This window comes from Embleya sp. NPDC008237 (assembly GCF_042956465.1).
Classification (GTDB): Bacteria; Actinomycetota; Actinomycetes; order Streptomycetales; family Streptomycetaceae; genus Embleya.
The window spans coordinates 238,085-257,099 of the sequence record NZ_JBIBGL010000007.1 but is presented as its reverse complement, the minus strand read 5'-3'; the positions used below and the strand labels follow the sequence as shown (position 1 = coordinate 257,099).

Genomic DNA, 19,015 nt, shown 5'->3' with positions numbered 1-19,015 from the left:
CACTTGCTCCTCGAATCGAACGCAATTATATTGCGCAGCACACTTGTTGTGCGGCGCACTTATTGTGCGACGCAATCTAGTGAGACGATCGGGTCGTGTCAACATGACGAAGAACCAGCAGGAAAACGCCGAAACCGATGCATCCAGAGAGGACCTCGCATCTCGGGTCATTACCGCGCTGCCGGAATGGATCACCCAGCTGATCCAGATCAACGGCTTGATCGCCGACCGCATGGGGGTCGTGGCGACCGACTTCCACTGTCTGCACGCGTTGCACCAGGACGGGCCGGCCACCTCCAGCGTCCTGGCCAGACGGGTGGGCCTCACCCCCGGCGCGGCGTCGCGGATGATCGACCGGCTCACCGAGGCCGGCTGCGTCAAGCGGGTTCCGGACCCCAACGACCGGCGACGGGTCGTCATCGAACCGACTATGGAAGGACTCGACCGGATCACGGCCTACTACGCGGGCCTGACCGCGCGCACCCGCGACGACCTGACGCCCTTCGACGACGACCAGCTCCGTACCCTGCTGCGTTTCGTCGAGGTGGCTCGCGACAGCGCGGCCGCGGAGGTCGACCGGCTGCGATCCGCGCATCCCGACGGCTGAGCGCGTAAAGCGATCTTCCACCGAACTTCGAGAGGGATCCGATGGGATGCATCGGAACCTCCGTCTCCTTCCGCAACGCGAGGAGTGAAGCTCGATGGGTGGACCGCACATCTCCGAAGAGATGCAGGAACTGTTCACGCTGTTCCGGCACAAACGGCGCACCGAGCCGGTCGGCCTGGACGAGGAAACCGGGCGGTGGCGGGTCTTCCGCTTCGCCGACGCGATGACCGTCGCAACCGACGCGAACTCCTTCTCCAACGACCTCAGCGAGTTCATCCCGTACCACGAGGACCTGGCCACGTTCTCGAAGGGCAACTTCCAGAACATGGACCAACCGCGCCACCGGGAGCTGCGCGGCCTGGTCAGCCAGGGCTTCACGCCCCGCTTCGTCACCGGGCTGGCACCGCGGATCGAAGCGGTGGCGGCCGAACTGCTCGACGCGATCGGCGACCGCGAGCGCATCGATCTGGTCGCCGATCTGGCACATCCCCTGCCGGTCACCGTCATCGCCGAGGTGATGGGGCTGCCGGTGTCCGACCGCGGGCTCTTCCGGAAGTGGGCGGACGCGCTGCTCGTGGACAACGGCATCGACGCCATCTTCAGCGAGGAGGGCGTGGCCGCGATGGCCCCGTCGATTCGCGAGATGAACGCGTACCTGCTCAACCACGTGCGCGAATACCGCACTTCGCAGCGAGAGGGCCTGATCGCCGACCTGATCGCCGCCGAAACCGACGGCGTGACGCTGGACGACCAGGAGATCGTGGGCTTTCTCGCCCTGCTGCTGATCGCCGGCCACCTGACCACGAGCACGCTGTTGGGCAACGCGATCCTGTGCCTGGACGAAAACCCCGAGGCCGCTCGGCAGTTGCGCGAGGACCCGGCACTGATCCCGGCCATGATCGAGGAAGTGCTGCGCTACCGCTCACCGCTGGTGTGGCTGGACCGCAAGGCACTTCGCACGGTGCACCTCGGAGGTCGGGACATACCCGCGGGCTCGCAGGTCAGCGTGGCGCTCCCGTCGGTCACCCGGGACGAGAGCGAATTCAAGAACCCGGACACGTTCGACATCCACCGCGACCCGATCCGGCATCTGTCCTTCGGCATGGGCGTGCACTTCTGTCTCGGCGCGCCGCTGGCCAGGCTGGAGGTCAAGATCGCGCTGCGCGCCCTGCTGTCTCGCTACCGCGATTTCGAGGTGCCCGCCGGCGAGCGCCTCGTCTACCACGATCCGCGGGGCTTCCAGGGCGCCAAGGTGCTCCCGCTCGACCTGTTTCGCGCGTGAACCGGCCCGGAGCCTGCCATGACTGACGTATCCCGCAGAGGACTGCTGGCCGGAGGGGCGGGGCTGTACGGTCTCGCGACCGGCCTCTCGCCGGCCGAGGCCGCCGCCGCGTCGCCGGCCGACTTCTCGACCCGGGCGTGCGCACCGGTGTTCGGCCCGGTGGCGGTGGCCCCGGGCGACCCCCGCTACGCCGAATTGACCACCGCGGGGAACGCCCGGTTCCACTGCCGTCCCCGGGAGGTCCGGGTGGTCGGCTCGACCGCTCAGGTGGTGCGGGCGGTCCAGGACGCGGTGCGTACCGGCGCCAGGGTGGTGGCCCGCAGCGGCGGCCACTGTCTGGAGGACTTCGTCGACTCCCCCGCGACCCAGGTGCTCGTCGACCTGTCCGAGATGACCGCCGTGGGCTACGACGAACAACGCGCCGCCTTCGCCATCGAACCCGGTGCGCTGCTCGGCAACGTGTACCGCACCCTCCTCAAGGGCTGGGGCGTGACCATCCCCGCCGGGCAGACCTCGACCGTCGGCATCGGCGGACACGTGCTCGGCGGCGGGTACGGTCCGCTGACCCGGCTGCACGGTTGCGTCGTGGACCACCTGTACGGCGTCGAGGTCGTCGTGGTGGACCGCTCGGGCACCGCCAAAAGCGTGGTGGCCACGCGTGAGCCCACCGACCCGAACCGGGAACTGTGGTGGGCGCACACCGGGTGCGGCGGCGGGAACTTCGGCATCGTCACCCGGTACTGGTTCCGCACCCCCGGGATCGACAGCCGCGACCCCGCCCGACTGCTGCCCGCCCCGCCCGCCGAGGTGCTGGACAGTTACGTGCAATGGTCGTGGCCACAGATGACGCCACAGTCCTTCCGGCGACTGCTGCGCAACCACGGACGCTGGCACGAACGGCACAACGAACCGGACGCACCGCACGCGGCCCTGTTCAGCATCATGACCGCCTTGCGCAAGCAGTCGGGTGTGTTCACCCTGAGCACCCAGATCGACGCCGGACTCCCGGGCGCCGAGGGGCTGTTGCGCGACTACCTGGCGGCGCTCGACGACGGGGTCGGGGTGCCGTACACGCACGACGTGCGCACCACACCGTGGCTGCGGTCGATGTTGTACCCCCGCGGGGGCGGCAACGTCTTCGGGTTGCGTGCCAAGTGCAAGGCGGCGTATCTGCGGAAGGCGTTCGCCGACTCCCAGATCGACGCCGTCTATCGCCGGCTGGTGGACGAGAGCTACGACAACCCCGCCGCCGGTGTCCTGTTCGCCGCCTACGGCGGGAAGGTCTCGGCGGTGCCACCCGATGCCACGGCCACGGCGCAGCGGAGCGCGGTCCTCAAGGCGTTCTATCTCGACACCTGGACCGATGCCGCGGCGGACGACCGGCACATCGCCTGGATCCGCGGGTTCTATCGGGACGTCTACGCCGACACGGGTGGCGTCCCCGTCCCCGGCGAGATCAACGACGGCTCCTACATCAACTACCCGGATACAGACCTGGCGGATCCGCGCTGGAACACCTCGGGCACGCCCTGGCACACCCTGTACTACAAGGACAACTACCCGCGGCTGCAACGGGCGAAGGCGCGTTGGGATCCGCGGAACGTCTTCCGGCACGGCCTGTCGATCCGGCCGCCGGACTGATCCGATCCCCGGATGCGGCCCCGGAGCCCGCGCCGGGACGGCCGCCTCGATGCGGCGCGGCCGCGGGCGGGCACGGTCGCCGGGGACGAGCACGAGTGGGCCCGTCCCCGGCGACCGCATCGGCCCGAGAACAGCGGTTCCGGTTCCCGCCGCGCACGCGGCGGGAACCGGAACCCGACATCTGACCCGGTCCGCCAGGCTAGGCCGGGTTTGCCTCGGTCAGCGCGAAGGCCAGATTCCGGTAGAAGGCGAGGAGCCCGGGCTCCTTGGGGCTGAGGTGCCCGCGCTGGATGAAACGCGAGCCGACCGTGCGCTGGACGGCTTCGAGACCGCGCCGGTCCTCGGCGTTGATCACGCCGGTGAATGCCTCGGTCTGCTTGCGGATCGCCTCCACGTCGGCGCCTTCGAGCGCCGCCGCCGGCATCAGCGTGCCGCCGCGCACCTCCGTCCGATCGAGGGAGAGCGGGATGAGGCTGATCCACGCGACGCTCTCGCCGAAGGTCGCGACGCTGCTGCACGGGAACAACCGGAAGCTGAAGAGGATCTTCTTCTCCTCGTCGGTCAACGGCAGGACGGACGTCTCCATCGGCACCTCCGTCCGGGTGAGCAGACGCGTCATCAACGTCGAGTCGGCGCGCACCTCCATGTCGATGCCACCCGTCATCAGCGGTTTGACGGTATTCGGATGGAAGCCGATCGCGTGGTAGTTCTCGTGGCCGTTCTCCACCGCGATCTTCCAGTTGCACTTCCATTCCTCGGTCCACGAGACGACCTGGACCATCTCGTCGAGGCGGTAGTTGGCCAGGTCCCCTTCCACATCGGCCATCCAGCCGTCCAGGGGAGCGGCGCCGGCGTCGAGGTTGACGAACACCAGGCCGTGCCATTCCTCGACGGCGAAGCCGGGCAGCCGGCAGGCGGCGGGGTCGAAATCGGGGTTGCCGCGCATGTGGGTCGCACCCGCGAGGGTGCCGTCGAGGTGGTAGCGCCACAGATGGTAGGGACAGGTGAAGTCCTTGGCACTCCCGGCGCCGGATTCCACCAGCGGCATCATCCGGTGCCGGCAGATCGGCGACATGCCGTGCAGCCGCCCGTCCTCGCCGCGCGTGACCATGACGGGTTCACCGGCGATGTCCAGCGCGAGGTAGTCGCCGGGGTTCGCCAACTGGTCCCGGTGCGCCACCATGATCCACGAACTCGCGAAGATCCGGGCCCGTTCGGCTTCGTACAGTCGGGGCGAGGTGAACACCTGCGGCGGCAGCCCGATCGCGGGCGGGTCCGGCCGGAGGTACTCGCGTAATTCCGCCAGGAGTTCCGCGGTCGACGGATCCGACTCGACGTCGCTCGGCGTGCTCTTGTGCAAAGGCCGGCTCTGACCCATGCTGCTTCTCCCTCTGTCTCGGTCCGCCGTCAGTCCGCCGACGGAGGTATCGCGCCCAGGGCGATCCACGCCTCGTCGTCCATCCACCGAGGAATGCCGTCCTCGCCGTTGACGCCCTTCTCGATGAACGCGACGTTGCGATACACGCGCACTCCGACCACCGACTCCTCGGTCACGCTCGTCGGGTGCCCGGGATACGTCGCGTGCTCCCGGTGGTGGAGGTCGTCCAGCAGGCTCTTGACCAGCCCGACCGAGGTGTCCGGGCCGGCGACCTTGTCGGCGGTGCCGCCGAACCTCGGGAAGTAGGACGTCTGGAGGTCCTCGATGACGTACAGGCCGCCGCTGCGCACATAGGGGAACAGGGCCTCGAACGAGACGCGGACGTGCTCGTTCTCGTGGCTTCCGTCGTCGATGACGATGTCGAAGGGGCCGTGCTCGCGGGCGAGGGCGACCAGTCCGTCGGTGTCGCCCTGGTCCCCGGTCAACGCGGTCAGCCGGGGCTGGTTCAGCTCGGACTTGTCGAACAGGTCGAGTCCGAAGACCGTGCCGCGGTGGAAGTACTTCTTCCACATCTTCAGCGACGACCCACCCAATTCACCGGAGAATCCGCCGATGCCGATCTCCAGGATCCGCACCGGCCGGTCGCGGTAGGGGGCGAACTCCTTCTCGTAGTGCGCCGTGTACCAGTGGAAGCTCGCCCACTTGTCCGAGCCGTACGCGACGGAGAGCGCGCCCAGGTCGATCCGCGGAACGGTGCAGCCGGACAGCAGGGCGCCGGAGGCCTGGTTGGTCGAGGCGAAGATCGCCGGCAGCTCGGTCAGGTCGGCGGGGCGGGTCGGCAGAAACGCGTCGTGGAAGTCGCCGGTGCGCGGGTGGTCCGCCCGCCCGTACAGCCGGCGCACCAGGTCCACCACGTTCATCCGCAGTTCTCGCCGGATCACCGGTTCCTCGCCGTCCAGGATCGCGATCGGCCGGTCCCGGACGATCCGGAAAACGGTCCGATGCCGCTCGCTCTCGTGCGTGACGTCCAGGGCGATGTCGACGGGCATCACGTTGATCGGCGCGTCGCAGCGGAACAGGATTTCCTCGACGAGGACGCCGACGACGGCCCCGAGGCCGGCGTCCTTGACCACGGCGAAGATCTCCGCGTCGGGCGCGGTCCCCGCCTGGACGACGCGATCGAGCAGGTCGGTGTCGGCGGTCATGCGCGGCCTCCCGTGGAGTCGTCCCCGAACGGCTCGGCCCACTTGAGGAGGTAGGCCGCCGGGTCGAAGCTCCCGGGCTCGGCAAGCGGGATCACTTCGAAGCTCAGGTGCGGGCTGACCGGGTTGCCGTACAGCGCGGCCAGCAACTCCTCGTGCGAGTCGACGTCGTAGATGTTCAGGCCGCCGCCCGCACCGACCCGGACCCAGCTGTGCCGGATCACTCCCTTGTCCACCAGGTTCTTCGTGTAGGCGAACCCTTCCGGCAACCGCCGTCGAAACTCCTCGCCTTCGCCCGCGGCAGGTGCTTGCGTCGCCAGTACGGCGAACAACGCCATCGCTCCTCCTCGTTCATGGGTGCCGATGTCACGGGCGGCAGGACACGTCCCCGTGCTGTGCGAGGCGTTCGCCGCTCCGGCCAGCAAGCTATGGGAGCGAAATACAGGACGGATCGAACAGGACTCGAAGAATCCCGGACGTACGCCGGTCACCCGCGCGCTCCGCGGTGCCGGCCGGCCAGTTCCGCGAGGGTGGGCACCACGTCGGCGGGGCTCGGCTCGGCCGCGATCACGGCCTGCAGGCGTCGGGCGTCCTCCCGGAAGGACGGTTTGGTCAGCAGTTGTTCCAGGCCGTCGCGCAGCCCGGCCGCCGTGAGTTCGTCCGGCGGCAGGAACAGGCCCGCGCCCAGATCCGCCAGCCGCCGGGCCCGATACACGTTGTCCCACATCCCGGCGATCACCAGTTGCGGCACCCCGGACGCCGCGGCGGTCGACCAGGTGCCGGCACCGCCGTGGTGTATGGCCGCCGAGCAACCGGGCAGCAGCGCGTGCAGCGGCACGAAGTCCACGACGCGAGTGTTGTCCGGCACCCGCGTCACCTCGGCGCGCTGCCCCGCGTCGAGCGTCGCGACGACCTCGATGTCGAGGTCGGAAACCGCTTCGAACACCTCGTCGAGCGACACCGGATTCGGATGGTCGGTGTCTCGCGAGGTGATCCCCAGGGTCAGACAGACCCGCGGTCGTCGCGGCGGCTCGCGCAGCCACGCCGGCACCACCGCCCGGCCGTTGTACGGGACATAGCGCATCGGGACGGTCGGCCGACCCGACGGCAGCCGGACGCCGGGCGGCATCTGGTCGATGTTCCACTGGCCGACCACCACCTCCTCGTCGAAGGCGCAGCCGAAGCGGTCGAGAGTCCAGGTCAACCACTCCTCCAGCGAGTCGTCGTGCGACTCCGCAGGCAGGAGCTCCATCCGCTGCCGAAACGCCGTCCGCATCCGCAGGAACAGATCCGGTCCCCAGAGCAGCCGCGCGTGCGCGGCCCCGCAGGCTCGCGCGGCCACCGCGCCCGCGAAGGTGAACGGCTCCCAGATCACCAGATCCGGCTGCCAGTACCGAGCGAAGTCGACCAGTTCGTCCACCATCGAGTCGTTGTTGGCCTGCGCGTAGAACGTCGCGGTGAGCAGCGTGTTGGCACCCTTGAGTGCGACGTAGTCGTCGCCGCGTTCCCCGGTGAAGTCGATGTCGCGGTAGAAGGTGTCGAGTTCGGCACCGAGGTCGCGGACGAGTTCGTGGTGGACGTGGTCGGCGCCCACCGGCACGGCGGTCAGCCCGGCCCGGGTGATGCTCTCGGTCAGCGCCGGATGGCTCGCCACCCGGACCTCGTGCCCGGCCGCGCGCAGTGCCCACGCCAACGGGACCGCGCCGTTGAAGTGTGCTTCGACGGCGAGCGATGTGATCAGAACACGCATGGTGCAGGACCTTCCAGAGGGGGGTGGCTCGCTGCGGGGGTGCGCATCTCAGCAGGCGACCGGAAATCGCACGATGCCCTGGGTGACCGGGGCCCGGAGGCGTCGCACCACGGGTCCGGCCCGGCGCACGGCCGGCAGCCGAGCGGCCAGCACCCGCAACACCGCCGCCGCCGAGGCCCGCACCAGCGGTGCGACGACCGCGAAGGGCGGCCCGCCGGACAGGGAGAGATGGTCGGCGACGGTTTCCCGTCGCAGATCGAAGTGCCCGGGGTCACGGTGCAGTTCGGGGTCGGTGTGCGCCGCTTCGAGGCACACCACGACCTCGCTGCCCGCGGTGATCGCCCGCCCGGCGAGTTCCAGATCCTCGTTCGCGATCCGACTGTCCAGCCGCACCGGCGGATCGAGCCGCAACGACTCCTCCACCGCGCTTCGCGCCCACGTCGGGTCGGCGCACACAAGCCGCCACCGGTCCGGTCGGTCGAGCAGCGCGAGCATCGTGTTCGCGAGCAGGTTCGCCGTCGTCTCCAGGCCCACCACGGAGGCCGTCATCGCGAAGGCGCGCAGTTCCTCGTCCGGAGCGGTCGACCGGGCCGGCAGGGAGCGAAGGCCCTCGACCGCGTCGATCAGCGCCCGAGCCCGCGGGAGTGTCGGCGGGCACAACACCGCGTCCAGCGCCGTCGCCGCCGAATCGCACCACCGGCCGAACGCCGCGCGCTCCGCCGAGGGCACGGCGAAGACCTCGCCGACCACGCCGACCAGGACCGGGCGCACCAGATCGGCTACCAGGTCGAAGGAATCGCCGAGCCGGCCGAGCACCGCCGCGCACCGCCGCTCGGCGATACTCGCCCACCGGTCGGGGTCGGCCGACTCCCACGCCGGAACGAACCCGACCGCGGGAAGAGCGGAAAACACCTCGCCCGGCCCCGGCCCGCCCGCCCAGGGGCCGTGCAAGACGCGGGAAACCAGCCGCGGATCACCGAGGATCTTTCTGCCGAGCGCGTAGTTCCCGCTCACCCACGCACCGGAGTGACTGCGGTAGAGCGGCCCGAGCTCGCGGATCCGCGCGGTCGTCGTCGCGCGGTCGTCGTCCTCCGCGCGGATCAGCACGGCGTAGGGGTCCCCGCCGTGTGCGTACAGCCATTGCATACCCCGCTCCGTCAGAAGGGACCGGCCGAGTTCACTGTCCGTCCGTATCGCCACTCCCCCACCGTGGACCGCGGCCCTCGAATCGTCCTCGGGACGCCCTCGAACAGTCCGAGGTGATCAAGCACCCCTTGAGCGGCGTCCGAGGAATCGGGCCTAGCGTCCCGAGTGACCCTAAGCGCGCCGTTATGCCCGGACGACTATCTCCAGGGGAGTGAGCCATGAAGCCGATCATGGACGACCATCAACTGAGCGAGCTGATCACCGCGGCCGACCTACCACCGGCCGACACGGACGCCGCGATCGCGGAACTGGGCGCCGCGGCAGTCGCCGAGGCTCTCTTGAGCGAGATATCGGCTCGGACCCGGCTGCTTCCCGAGCCCATCGAGAAGACGACGGTGCAATTGGATCTCGGCTTCGACAACGAGCGGTTGCACTACCTGTTCACCCTCGGCGCGGGCACGTGCGAGGTCGAGGCGGGCCGGGCACCACGACCGCCGGCGACCTACCGGCAGGATCTGTCGGAGCTGCTCCGTGCGGTGTTCTCTCCGGGCCGTCACGACGGCACCCGCGAGCTGGTGATCGCGGATTCGACCGAGCCGCACGGCCTTGCCGCCGACGACCCGTGGCTGCGGCAACGGCGGTCCGCCGTACTGGCCGCCCATCAGCTCGTGGAGGCGATCTCTCGGCGGTTCACCGACCTCACCGAACTCGCGGTGCGCTTCGACGCGGACAAGTGGGGCGGGCACTGGTACACCCCGCACTACCAGCACTACCTCGAACCGTTGCGGGACCGGCGGGTGAAGGTGCTGGAAATCGGGGTCGGGGGGTACAACGATCCGAATCTCGGCGGCGCGTCGCTGCGCATGTGGAAGCACTACTTCTGGCGGGGCCGGATCTACGGACTCGACATCTACCCCAAGACCGGCATCACCGAGCCCCGGCTGCAGACCGTGCAGGGCGACCAGGGCGACGCCGAGTTCCTGGCCGGGTTCGCCCGCGAACACGGCCCGTTCGACGTGGTGATCGACGACGGCAGCCACTTCAGTGAGCACGTGCTCACCTCGTTCGCACAGCTCTTCCCGCATGTGCGGCCGGGCGGGCGGTACATCATCGAGGACACCCAGTCGTCCTACTGGCCGGGTTGGGGCGGAAGCACCGACTTGGACTCGACCACCACCTCGATGGGATTCGTCAAGAAGCTGCTCGACGGGCTCAACCATCAGGAGCAGATCCGCCCGGCGGATCGTGCGCCTTCGACGACCGAGCTGACGGTGACCGGCGTCCACGTGCACCACAACGTCGTCGTGCTCGACAAGGGCGTCAACACCGAGCAGGGCCCGCCGTCGTGGATTCCGCGCACCGAAGACCCTCGGCTGTGGTACGCGGGCGAGTCCTGACCCGGACGACACCCGGCGCGACCGGCCGGCATCCATGCCCGGACCGCATGCGCACCAAGGCGCCGCCACCCTCGTCGAGGGTGGCGGCGCCTTGGTGAATCGGCCTCGGGCGGTTCGGTCTCGGGGCTGTTCGGCCCGCGCTGTGCGGCCTCGGGCCGCTCACTCTCGGGCTGTTCACACTCGGGAGTCGTGCGAGCCCACCGCAGGACGGCCCGCACCCTCGCTACGCGGTCTCCGCGAGCGATCGGTTCACCAGGTGCAGCAGCACACGCGGGCTGGTGGCCTCGGCCACTTCCTCGTCGGACAACACCACGCCGTACCGGATCTGGATCCGGGACGCGGTCTCCAGCATCGCGATCGAGTCGTATCCCAGCTCGCCGAACTCCGCGTCCAGGATGTCCCCGTCCAGGTTCGAGATCTCGTCCTCGCCCGCGCATTCCCGAAGGATCGTGACCAGGTCGGTCAGCCTCAACTCACTCATTTCGTCCGTCTCCCATCGTCTTCAGCCGGCACTCTTTCGCCTCGTCACCACCATGGCGGCGTTGAATCCGCCGTAACCACGCGCCACCACGAGCACGGCCGAGGCGGCCGTGGGCCGCGGCTCGGTCACCAGGTCGAGTTCGTACTCCGGGACCGGACGGGACACGTTCACCGTGGGCGGGATCTCCCCGTGGCGCATCGTCAGCAGGGCGGTGGCCAGGTCGAGGGCGGCTCCGCCGGCACCGAGCCTCCCGGTCATCGTCTTGGGCACGGTGACCGGCACGCCGTACGGCCCGAACACCGCGCGCAGCGCATCCGCCTCCACGCGGTCGAGTTCGGGCAGGCCCGAGCCGTCCGCGAACACCACGTCGATCTCGTCCGCCTCGATGTTCGCGTCGGCGAGGGCGAGTTCGATCGCCCGGCGCAGCGTCGACGGCCGGTCGGAATCCGGCGGTGGGTCGAACGTGGCGGCGTACCCGGCGATTTCGCCGTGCCACGAGGTCACGCCCCGGTCCCGTGCGGCTTCCTCGGCCTCCAGCACGAACAATGCGCCGCCGTCGCCCGGCACGTACCCCGCGGCGTCGACATCGAAGGGCAGGTACGCGCGCAGCGGATCCTCGGAGGTGCTGATCCGGCCGCCGGCAAGGTGCGCCACCCAGCCCCACGGACAGGGCGAGCCGTCGACCGCGCCGCAGACCATCGCCGCCGTCCCGTCGCGGACCCGTCGCCGGGCCTGCGCGATCGCGTCGAGACCACCGGCCTGTTCGGTCACCAGGACACCACTCGGGCCGCGCAGTCCCTCGCGGATCGAGATCTGGCCGGTGTTCACCGCGTAGAACCACGCGAACGACTGGTAGGCGCTGACGTGCTCCGGTCCCTTGCGCCACAGCTTGTCCAGTTCGCGGTGGCCGAACTCGAAACCGCCGGCCGAACCGGCCGTCACGACACCCATGCCGAACTCCGGGAGGGACGCGACCTCCACCGCCGCGTCCCGCAGGGCCCAATCGGCGGCCACCAGGGAAAGTTGGGTCATGCGATCGGTCTGCGGAAGCAGTCGCTTGGTCAGGTGCTCGGTGGGCACGAACCCGCTGATCTCACCCGCCAGCGTGCTGGAATAGCGTTGCGGGTCGAAGGCGGTGATCCGGCCGATCGCGGCCTCCCCGCGCATCGTGCGGGCCCAGTGTTGTCGGGTCCCCAGACCCGTCGGCGCCACCACGCCCATCCCGGTCACCACGGCCACCGTCATGACGGGTTCCGTTCCGGGTTGCGCAGCACCATCGCGCTCTGGAACCCACCGAATCCACTGCCCACGGTGAGCACGGTGTCCACCCGCTGGTCCCGTGCTTCGAGGGGCACGTAGTCCAGGTCGCATTGCGGATCCGGCTCGTGCAGGTTGGCGGTGGGTGGCACCATCGAGTGCTCCATCGCGAGTGCGCACGCGGCGATTTCGAGCGAGCCGATGGCGCCCAGCGAATGGCCGATCATCGACTTGATGGAGCTGATCGGCGTCGAGTACGCGTGTTCGCCGAGACTGCGCTTGAAGGCGGCCGTCTCGTGGCGGTCGTTCTGGATGGTGCCCGAGCCGTGGGCGTTGATGTAGTCGATGTCCTCCGGCGTCGTCTCGGCCTGGGCCATGGCGATCCGAATGGCCTCGGCCATTTCCTTGCCGTCCGGCCGCAGACCGGTCATGTGGAAGGCGTTGCTGCGCGAAGCGAACCCGGCGATCTCGGCATACAGGTGGGCGCCTCGCCGGCGTGCGTGGTCGATGTCCTCCAGTACGAACATCGCCGTCCCTTCGCCGAGCACGAACCCGTTCCTGGTCCGGTCGAACGGTCGCGACGCGGTGGCCGGATCGTCGTTTCTCGGCGTGGTCGCCTTGATCGCGTCGAAGCACGCCATGGTGATCGGGGAGATCGGCGCGTCGGTCGCGCCCGCGATCATCACGTCCGCGGCCCCGTCCGCGATCAATTCCACGGCCTGCCCCACCGAGTCCAGACCCGACGTGCATCCGGTGGAGATCGTCGCCACCGGACCCTCCGCCGCGACCTCCCAGGCGACCTCGGCCGCGATGGAGCTCGGCACGAAGTAGTTGAACAGGTGCGGCACGGCGTACTTCTGGTCGACCTCCCACGTGCGACCGCCGTCGCTGACGACCACGTACTCCTCCTCCAGGCCCATCGTGCAGCCCACCGCGCTGCCGACGGTCACGCCGATCCGCGCGGGATCGAGCAGTCCCAGATCCAAGCCGCTGTCGGCCAACGACTCCCGGGCGCTGACGACCGCCAGTTGCGCGGCCCGGTCCATCCGCCGGATCTGTTGCGGAGAAAGCCCCTCGGCCGCCGGATCGAAGGCGCACTCGGCGGCGACCTGCGACCGGAAAGGGGCGGGATCGAAGAACGTGATCCGCCGGGTCATGGTGCGCCCCGAAGAAATCACATCCAGGAATCTTTTGGTACCGGTGCCGCCCGGTGCGACGACTCCGATTCCGGTCATTACGACACGACGCTTCATTTCTGATCGCCCTCACAACACGCTCGGCGTATGGCCTCGGCTTTCGGGACCGTCCCCGCCGCGGATCCGGCGGCCCGGCGGACCCGCGGCGGGGAATTCACTTCACCGAGAAGGCTTGCCGCGGGGCGTACAGGTTGCCCTCGTTCGTCGATCGGGCCCGGATCTCCTTGGCATGCGACTGGAAACCCGGATGTGCGACGGCGTTCCGCCAGGACTCGACATCCGTCCACAGGGCGATGTTGACGTACCGATCCTGTTTATCCTCGTCGACGTGCCGAGAGAGGGAGTACGAGATGAAGCCCGGCTGGGCGGCCATGAACTCGGATATCTCGACGAACACCTTCTCGAACTCCTCCGGCGGGCAGTGCACCGTGAAAGTGTTGACGAAAGTGATCACACCGCTGCCGGTGGCATCGTAGTTGTCGCTCGACATGTGCAGCACTCCTCGACATTCGGATGGAATCGACATTCGTACCGGTGGCACCAACGTTGCCCCGCATCTCTCGCAAGCGGGTCGACGTTGACTCGACTGCTCGAAGCCGGCGTGCGGACGAACCGATCCACACGTGGCCCGACACTTTTCGGACGATGCTCGCGACTTTTTCAGACGATGCTCGCGCCGCCGTCGACGGCGAATATCGTGCCGGTCGCGAAGCCGGCTTGCGGCTCGGCGAGTTGACGTACCCACCAGGCGATCTCCTCGGGTCGCCCGACTCGGCCGAGCGGGGTGCGAGGTTTCATCCCTTCCAGAAATTCCGCGTACTCCGCCGGCGTGGAACCCATGCGCAGACCCATGCCCGTGTCGATCACCCCGGGAGCGACGGCCACGACGCGAATACCGCGCGGCGCGAGTTCGACGGCCCAGGTTCTGGTCAGGAAGTCGATGGCGACCTTGCCGGCGCCGTAGAGCGAGAAATACGGCCACGCGCGGCGCCCGAGCGAGCCGGCGCTGCTGAGATTCACCACCGTGCCGCGGGTCTCCGCAAGCGCGTCGAGTGCCCGCTGGGTGAGGAGGATCGGCGCGCACAGGTTCACTTCGAACTGTTCCCGGGCCGTCGCCGCATCGATCTTCTCCAACGGCGCCGGAACGGCGATCGAGGCGTTGTTCACCAACACGTCGATCCGCTCGAACGTTTTCAGCGCCGTACTCACGATCGACTCGGCGGCATCCGGCTCGGTGATGTCGACGGACAGGGTATGGATATTCGGGTATCCCTGGGCGGTCTCTGCGAGCGTGTCCTCGCTGCGGCCCACCACGAGAACCCGGTCGTGGTGTTCGGCGAATGCCCGTGCGGTGGCCCGACCGATACCGGTGCCACCGCCGGTGACGATCACGCCGCGCGGAGAGGTGCTCTTCTTGGAATCGATCACGTCACGAAAGGTAGATACCGCCGCTAGAGCCGGAGTCGATTTCAGCTGCAGTCGTCGCGGGTCACCACGCGCTCGCGCACCTTGAGTTCGCCGTCCTCACGCACCAGCACGTCCTCGCATACGCACATGGCGTGCAGGACGGACTCACCGCCCCGGGTCCGGACCACCTGTACATAGGCCCGGACGAACAATCGACCGTCCGGCTGCGGTTCCACCGTCATCATCGTGTGACAACGCCGATAGCGCACCCCTTCCGCGCTCAACGTGTCCGCGGCTTCCCGCAAACGGGCACCGAGTTCCGCCCGGCCGCGAATCGGCTCGGCGATCTTCGGCGGGGACAGCATGAAGGCGTCCTCGGCAAAGGTCAGTGCCGCCTCTTCCGCCCGGCCCTCGTCCATCAGCTGGATATGCCGGGCGTAGAACTGCTGCACTTCGGCGTAGATCTTTTCGAAATTCGGATGATCGATCCCTACGGACACGGTTCTCCTGCCTTCCGTCGCGGTACGGGAACGGCCTGCGTGTCCGCACGCTGCCACAGGCGGTTCGAACCTCACTCGAGTCGGCGTTACAGCGATGCTCCAACGCACCTCTAGCGACCGGCGGCAACATTTCGGGCGACGGTGCGTCCTGTCGAGACACCCGGAGGTGGCCGTGCGAATCATCGATCTTTCCTCGCCCGTGGATGCCGGGGGTTATGAGGCGGACCCCGTGGTGCACGAGGTACTCACGCCTCGGGAGGGTGCCCTGCACATGAGCGCGGAGATGCGCGAACATTTCGGGATCGAGTTCGACCCGGACGAATTGCCCGACGGCGAATTTCTCTCCCTGGACCGGATCACCCTCACCACCCACACCGGCACCCATGTCGACGCCCCTTCGCACTACGGGTCCGTGGCCGGCTACGGCACCGGGGTTCCGCGGCACATCCACGAGATGCCGGTGGAGTGGTTCTACGGTCGCGGCGTCGTGCTCGACCTGACCGACGCCGAGGTCGGAGCGGTCGGAGTCGCGCACCTGGAAAAGGAGTTCGCCCGAATCGACTACACGCCTGCCCCGAACGACATCGTGCTGCTGCACACCGGAGCCGACCAGCGGGCGGGCACCCCCGCATATTTCACGGATTTCACCGGCCTCGACGGTCCGGCCGTACACCTGCTGCTCGATCTGGGGGTACGGGTGATCGGCACGGACGCGTTCAGCCTGGACGCTCCGTTCGGGAACATCATCGAGCGGTATCGCAAGACCGGTGACCGGTCGGTGTTGTGGCCGGCCCACGTCGCCGGCCGTGACCGCGAGTACTGCCAGATCGAACGCCTGGCCAATCTCGGCGCGTTGCCCGAGCCGTACGGCTTTCTGGTGTCCTGCTTTCCGGTGAAGATCACCGGCGCGGGCGCCGGTTGGGCCAGGGCGGTCGCGATCATGGAGGACTGACAGCGGGCCGCCCGAGTCTCGCCCCGGCGCCACCGGGGCTCCCCGATGTGACGCGCACCCGAACCCGACGCAGGACGCAAGCGCCTGCGCACTACGCACTACGCACGACTCTCCACCCGAACGACAACAAAGGATGATCGCCATGTCCCACACGGTTCGAAGCAGGATCGCGACCGCCGTTCCGGCGGCCGTCCTGGCCCTCGCCCTGGGCGTATCGCTTCCCACTCCCGCGGCTGCCCACCGGGCGGAGGCTCCGCCCTCGTCCACCGGTTCGACGCCGATCGGGACCTGGGACGCCACCGTGACGTTGCCGGACAGTGGGCATCAGGCCACGTTTGCCTTCGCCGCCGGCGGTGTGGCCTGCATGAGCTTCGGCGGGCCCGGCGAATTCGGCGGCAGCGGCCTGGGCACGTGGTGGCGGACCGGGACGAACCGCTTCTCGTTCAGGATCCTGCACGACGTGCACGACCCGTCGGGCACCGTCGTCGGTTGGGTCGGTGTGAACCAGCAGGCCCTCCAGCAGGCGGACACGTTCACGGGTTCGGGTGTCTCGCAGCTCTTCGCCGCCGACGGGACCCAGACGGGCACCACGACGGCCCAGGTTTCGGCCACGCGCAGGAGCACGACGCACGCGGATTCCGCGCATTCACCCGCCGGCGCGACCCACCCCGCGAGCACCCCGCAATGCGGCGAAGGGACGTGATACTCATCATTTGGAGAGCATGACGATCTCACGAATCATCAGGTTCGAATTTCACATCGAGAGATGAAGGCGTCACTGTCGGCGGCGCTCGCTCTCGTGCCAGGGTTGGGTGACCGGAGATTGCACGCCTTACCCTGCCGGGGCAACCCCGTGAGCGGACAGGGGACTACCGAAAAGGAATTACCTGTCGTGCGGATCAAGATCCTGGGACCACTCGTCGCACAGGAAAACTCTGTTTCCCTGACCCCCAGTGCAAGCAAGCCAAGGCAGGTTCTTTCCCTGCTCGCCTTGAATGCAAACCGCGTGATCAGCGTCGCGACCCTCATCGAGGAGATATGGGGTGACAATCCACCCCGTAGCTCCGCGACGACTCTCCAGACCTACATATTCCAACTGCGCAGGAAGCTCGACGCGGCGCTGGCTCGGGAGCGTCGGCGGACGGCCAAGGACGTCATCGTCACGCGGCACGGCGGCTACCTTCTCCTCGCCGAGCCCGGTGATGTCGACGTCCACCGGTTCGAACGTCTCTCGAACGAAGCCCGCGCGGCTGTCGATTCCGGTCACGACAGCCTCGCTTCGGACCTGTTCACCCAGGCACTGAGCCTGTGGAACGGGCCACCGCTGGTCGACGTGCAGGTCGGGCGGATCCTCGAACCGGAGGTCATGCGACTGACCGAGGCCCGGATCGGTGCGATGGAGGGACGCCTGACGGCCCGGCTCAGGATGGGGCGGCACGCCGAGCTGCTCAGCGAGCTGACCGCACTGACCGCGCAATATCCGATGCACGAGAACCTGTGCGCCCAATTCATGATCGCCCTGCATCGTTCGGGCCGATCCTGGAACGCCCTGGAGAGCTACCGCAAACTGCGGGACACGATGATCGAGGAGTTGGGTCTGGAACCCTCGCCTCGGTTGCGCCGCCTGCACCGGGCGGTGCTGGTGGGCGACCCCCTGCTGGATTCGTCCGAGGTGGCGGACGGGCTCGACTTCGAGCGGCACGCGATCGCCTGCTCGGTGCCGGTGCAATCCTGCTTGTAACCCTGTCGAGGAGGTCCGGCCCCGGTGGAACGGCACGCAGGCGGCCGGGCACCGGGGACGGGTGCCCGGCGTCGCACACCCGCCCGGAAAACCGTTCCACCGTGGGTTGCGGCCGGCACTCGTCACGGTAACCACCCGGCCTGGGAGGCGATTCTGATGGCATCCACCCGGTTCCGCGCATCGAGTTTGGTGACGACGCTGGTCAGATAGTTGCGGATGGTGCCCACCGAAAGGGACAGGGATCTGGCGATGTCGATCGACTCCGCTCCGCTGGCGAGCAGTCGCAGCACCTCCAACTCCCTGGCCGTCAGCGGTGTCCCGTCCGTGTCCAGTGCCCTCAACATGAGATCCGGGTTGAATATCCGTTCACCGGCCACCACCTTTCGGATCGTCTCCGCCAATTGGGCAGGTGGTTCATCATTGAGAATGAACCCCGAAACATGCGCCGAGAGCGCCTGTCGAAGGAGCCAGGGTCGGGCCTCCGACGCCAGCACCAGGGTGTGACATTCTGGTAATTTGCGATGTAATTCGGCGGCGACAGACATCCCGTCGGAAGTCAGGATCGCCACATCCGGACGGCTGGCCATGGCGGTCCGGACAATCGAATCCTGGCGATCCACCTCGGCGACCAATTGCATGTCCGGTTCCAACCGGAGAAGTGCAGCCAGGGCACCTCGGATCATGTGCTTTTCTTCTGCGATCAGCACTCTAGGCAATTTCTTCCCCTTCGACCTGCCGCGACAATTCGTCGAGCATCATCGGACCGTGCCGCTGCCGACAGGGGATCGTGAGCTGCCTCGCCCGACGAGGTGCCCGTGAACCGGCTTATCGGAACATCGGCGACCGTCCGTCCATGGACGTCCTGTGACCAGTCCGCAGCGCGCATCGGCTCGTGCCTCGGCGGTCACGCACACCGATGGCGGAGCCTGCGGACTACGCCCGACTCGACCGACCGTGCACATCCGGCCTGCGGCCGGGGCACGGTCTCGGACTGTCGAGAGCGCAATGGGCAAAGTGGTCGACGACGCTGGACCCGATTCGAGACACCCCGTTGGTCATGCCCATGACGGTAATCGGC

Annotated in this window: 19 protein-coding genes; 7 read left to right on the top strand and 12 right to left on the bottom strand. The window is 68.3% G+C overall.

The genetic code is table 11. The features are described 5' to 3' along the window. Positions 1 to 103: 103 nt before the first annotated feature. The 3 genes from ACFZBU_RS20085 (at position 104) to ACFZBU_RS20075 (ending at position 3,530) form a co-directional block, all read left to right on the top strand. On the top strand, positions 104 to 607 hold the full coding sequence (locus tag ACFZBU_RS20085) for a MarR family winged helix-turn-helix transcriptional regulator (RefSeq protein WP_391584960.1): 504 nt from the start codon (positions 104 to 106) through the stop codon (positions 605 to 607). Between the two features lie 94 nt (positions 608 to 701). Further along, positions 702 to 1,889 (top strand): cytochrome P450, encoded by a 1,188-nt coding sequence (locus ACFZBU_RS20080; RefSeq protein WP_391584959.1) that lies wholly within the window; start codon positions 702 to 704, stop codon positions 1,887 to 1,889. 18 nt (positions 1,890 to 1,907) lie between these two features. Next, a complete protein-coding gene (locus ACFZBU_RS20075) occupies positions 1,908 to 3,530 on the top strand; it encodes an FAD-binding oxidoreductase (RefSeq protein WP_391584958.1) in 1,623 nt (540 codons plus the stop codon). A 199-nt stretch (positions 3,531 to 3,729) separates the two neighbouring features. Here the strand turns inward: ACFZBU_RS20075 and ACFZBU_RS20070 are convergent, their stop codons facing one another. The 5 genes from ACFZBU_RS20070 to ACFZBU_RS20050 all read right to left on the bottom strand — a co-directional run bounded on the left by ACFZBU_RS20070 (position 3,730) and on the right by ACFZBU_RS20050 (position 9,060). Then, entirely contained in the window at positions 3,730 to 4,908 is a 1,179-nt protein-coding gene (locus tag ACFZBU_RS20070) for an aromatic ring-hydroxylating dioxygenase subunit alpha (protein WP_391584957.1), read from the bottom strand. 29 nt (positions 4,909 to 4,937) lie between these two features. Further along, entirely contained in the window at positions 4,938 to 6,113 is a 1,176-nt protein-coding gene (locus ACFZBU_RS20065) for a hypothetical protein (RefSeq protein ID WP_391584956.1), read from the bottom strand. Continuing rightward, positions 6,110 to 6,448: a muconolactone Delta-isomerase family protein gene (locus tag ACFZBU_RS20060; protein WP_391584955.1), complete on the bottom strand. Its 339-nt coding sequence runs from the start codon at positions 6,446 to 6,448 to the stop codon at positions 6,110 to 6,112. The genes ACFZBU_RS20065 and ACFZBU_RS20060 overlap by 4 nt, the downstream gene beginning before the upstream one ends. Positions 6,449 to 6,597: 149 nt before the next feature. Next, positions 6,598 to 7,860 (bottom strand): activator-dependent family glycosyltransferase, encoded by a 1,263-nt coding sequence (locus ACFZBU_RS20055; RefSeq protein ID WP_391584954.1) that lies wholly within the window; start codon positions 7,858 to 7,860, stop codon positions 6,598 to 6,600. Positions 7,861 to 7,908: 48 nt separating this feature from the next. Then, positions 7,909 to 9,060 carry a P450-derived glycosyltransferase activator gene (locus ACFZBU_RS20050; protein ID WP_391584953.1) on the bottom strand — a complete coding sequence of 384 codons (1,152 nt, stop codon included), beginning with the start codon at positions 9,058 to 9,060 and terminating at the stop codon, positions 7,909 to 7,911. 164 nt (positions 9,061 to 9,224) lie between these two features. Here ACFZBU_RS20050 and ACFZBU_RS20045 point away from each other — a divergent pair, with 164 nt between their 5' ends. Next, a complete protein-coding gene (locus ACFZBU_RS20045; RefSeq protein ID WP_391584952.1) occupies positions 9,225 to 10,403 on the top strand; it encodes a hypothetical protein in 1,179 nt (392 codons plus the stop codon). Between the two features lie 223 nt (positions 10,404 to 10,626). Here ACFZBU_RS20045 and ACFZBU_RS20040 read toward each other — a convergent pair whose 3' ends face one another. The 6 genes from ACFZBU_RS20040 to ACFZBU_RS20015 form a co-directional block, all read right to left on the bottom strand. Next, positions 10,627 to 10,884, bottom strand: a complete 258-nt coding sequence (locus ACFZBU_RS20040) for an acyl carrier protein (protein ID WP_391584951.1) — start codon at positions 10,882 to 10,884, stop codon at positions 10,627 to 10,629. A 21-nt stretch (positions 10,885 to 10,905) separates the two neighbouring features. Next, positions 10,906 to 12,129 (bottom strand): ketosynthase chain-length factor, encoded by a 1,224-nt coding sequence (locus ACFZBU_RS20035; RefSeq protein WP_391584950.1) that lies wholly within the window; start codon positions 12,127 to 12,129, stop codon positions 10,906 to 10,908. Further along, positions 12,126 to 13,376: a beta-ketoacyl-[acyl-carrier-protein] synthase family protein gene (locus ACFZBU_RS20030; RefSeq protein WP_391584949.1), complete on the bottom strand. Its 1,251-nt coding sequence runs from the start codon at positions 13,374 to 13,376 to the stop codon at positions 12,126 to 12,128. The genes ACFZBU_RS20035 and ACFZBU_RS20030 overlap by 4 nt, the downstream gene beginning before the upstream one ends. 115 nt (positions 13,377 to 13,491) lie before the next feature. After that, positions 13,492 to 13,827 (bottom strand): antibiotic biosynthesis monooxygenase, encoded by a 336-nt coding sequence (locus ACFZBU_RS20025; RefSeq protein ID WP_078979214.1) that lies wholly within the window; start codon positions 13,825 to 13,827, stop codon positions 13,492 to 13,494. Between the two features lie 170 nt (positions 13,828 to 13,997). After that, entirely contained in the window at positions 13,998 to 14,765 is a 768-nt protein-coding gene (locus ACFZBU_RS20020) for an SDR family NAD(P)-dependent oxidoreductase (protein ID WP_391584948.1), read from the bottom strand. 41 nt (positions 14,766 to 14,806) lie between these two features. Then, positions 14,807 to 15,244 (bottom strand): nuclear transport factor 2 family protein, encoded by a 438-nt coding sequence (locus ACFZBU_RS20015; RefSeq protein WP_391584947.1) that lies wholly within the window; start codon positions 15,242 to 15,244, stop codon positions 14,807 to 14,809. Positions 15,245 to 15,416: 172 nt separating this feature from the next. On the opposite strand from ACFZBU_RS20015, the gene ACFZBU_RS20010 reads away from it, so the two are divergent. The 3 genes from ACFZBU_RS20010 (at position 15,417) to ACFZBU_RS20000 (ending at position 17,937) form a co-directional block, all read left to right on the top strand. Continuing rightward, positions 15,417 to 16,196, top strand: coding sequence for a cyclase family protein (locus tag ACFZBU_RS20010; protein WP_380036949.1), 780 nt, complete (start codon positions 15,417 to 15,419; stop codon positions 16,194 to 16,196). A 142-nt stretch (positions 16,197 to 16,338) separates the two neighbouring features. Then, positions 16,339 to 16,899 (top strand): hypothetical protein, encoded by a 561-nt coding sequence (locus ACFZBU_RS20005; protein WP_391584946.1) that lies wholly within the window; start codon positions 16,339 to 16,341, stop codon positions 16,897 to 16,899. Positions 16,900 to 17,088: 189 nt separating this feature from the next. Next, complete coding sequence (locus ACFZBU_RS20000) at positions 17,089 to 17,937, top strand: BTAD domain-containing putative transcriptional regulator (RefSeq protein ID WP_391584945.1); 849 nt, start codon at positions 17,089 to 17,091, stop codon at positions 17,935 to 17,937. A gap of 122 nt (positions 17,938 to 18,059) precedes the next feature. On the opposite strand, the gene ACFZBU_RS19995 is transcribed toward ACFZBU_RS20000, so the two are convergent. Further along, positions 18,060 to 18,653, bottom strand: coding sequence for a DNA-binding response regulator (locus ACFZBU_RS19995; protein WP_391584944.1), 594 nt, complete (start codon positions 18,651 to 18,653; stop codon positions 18,060 to 18,062). Between the last annotated feature and the right edge of the window lie 362 nt (positions 18,654 to 19,015).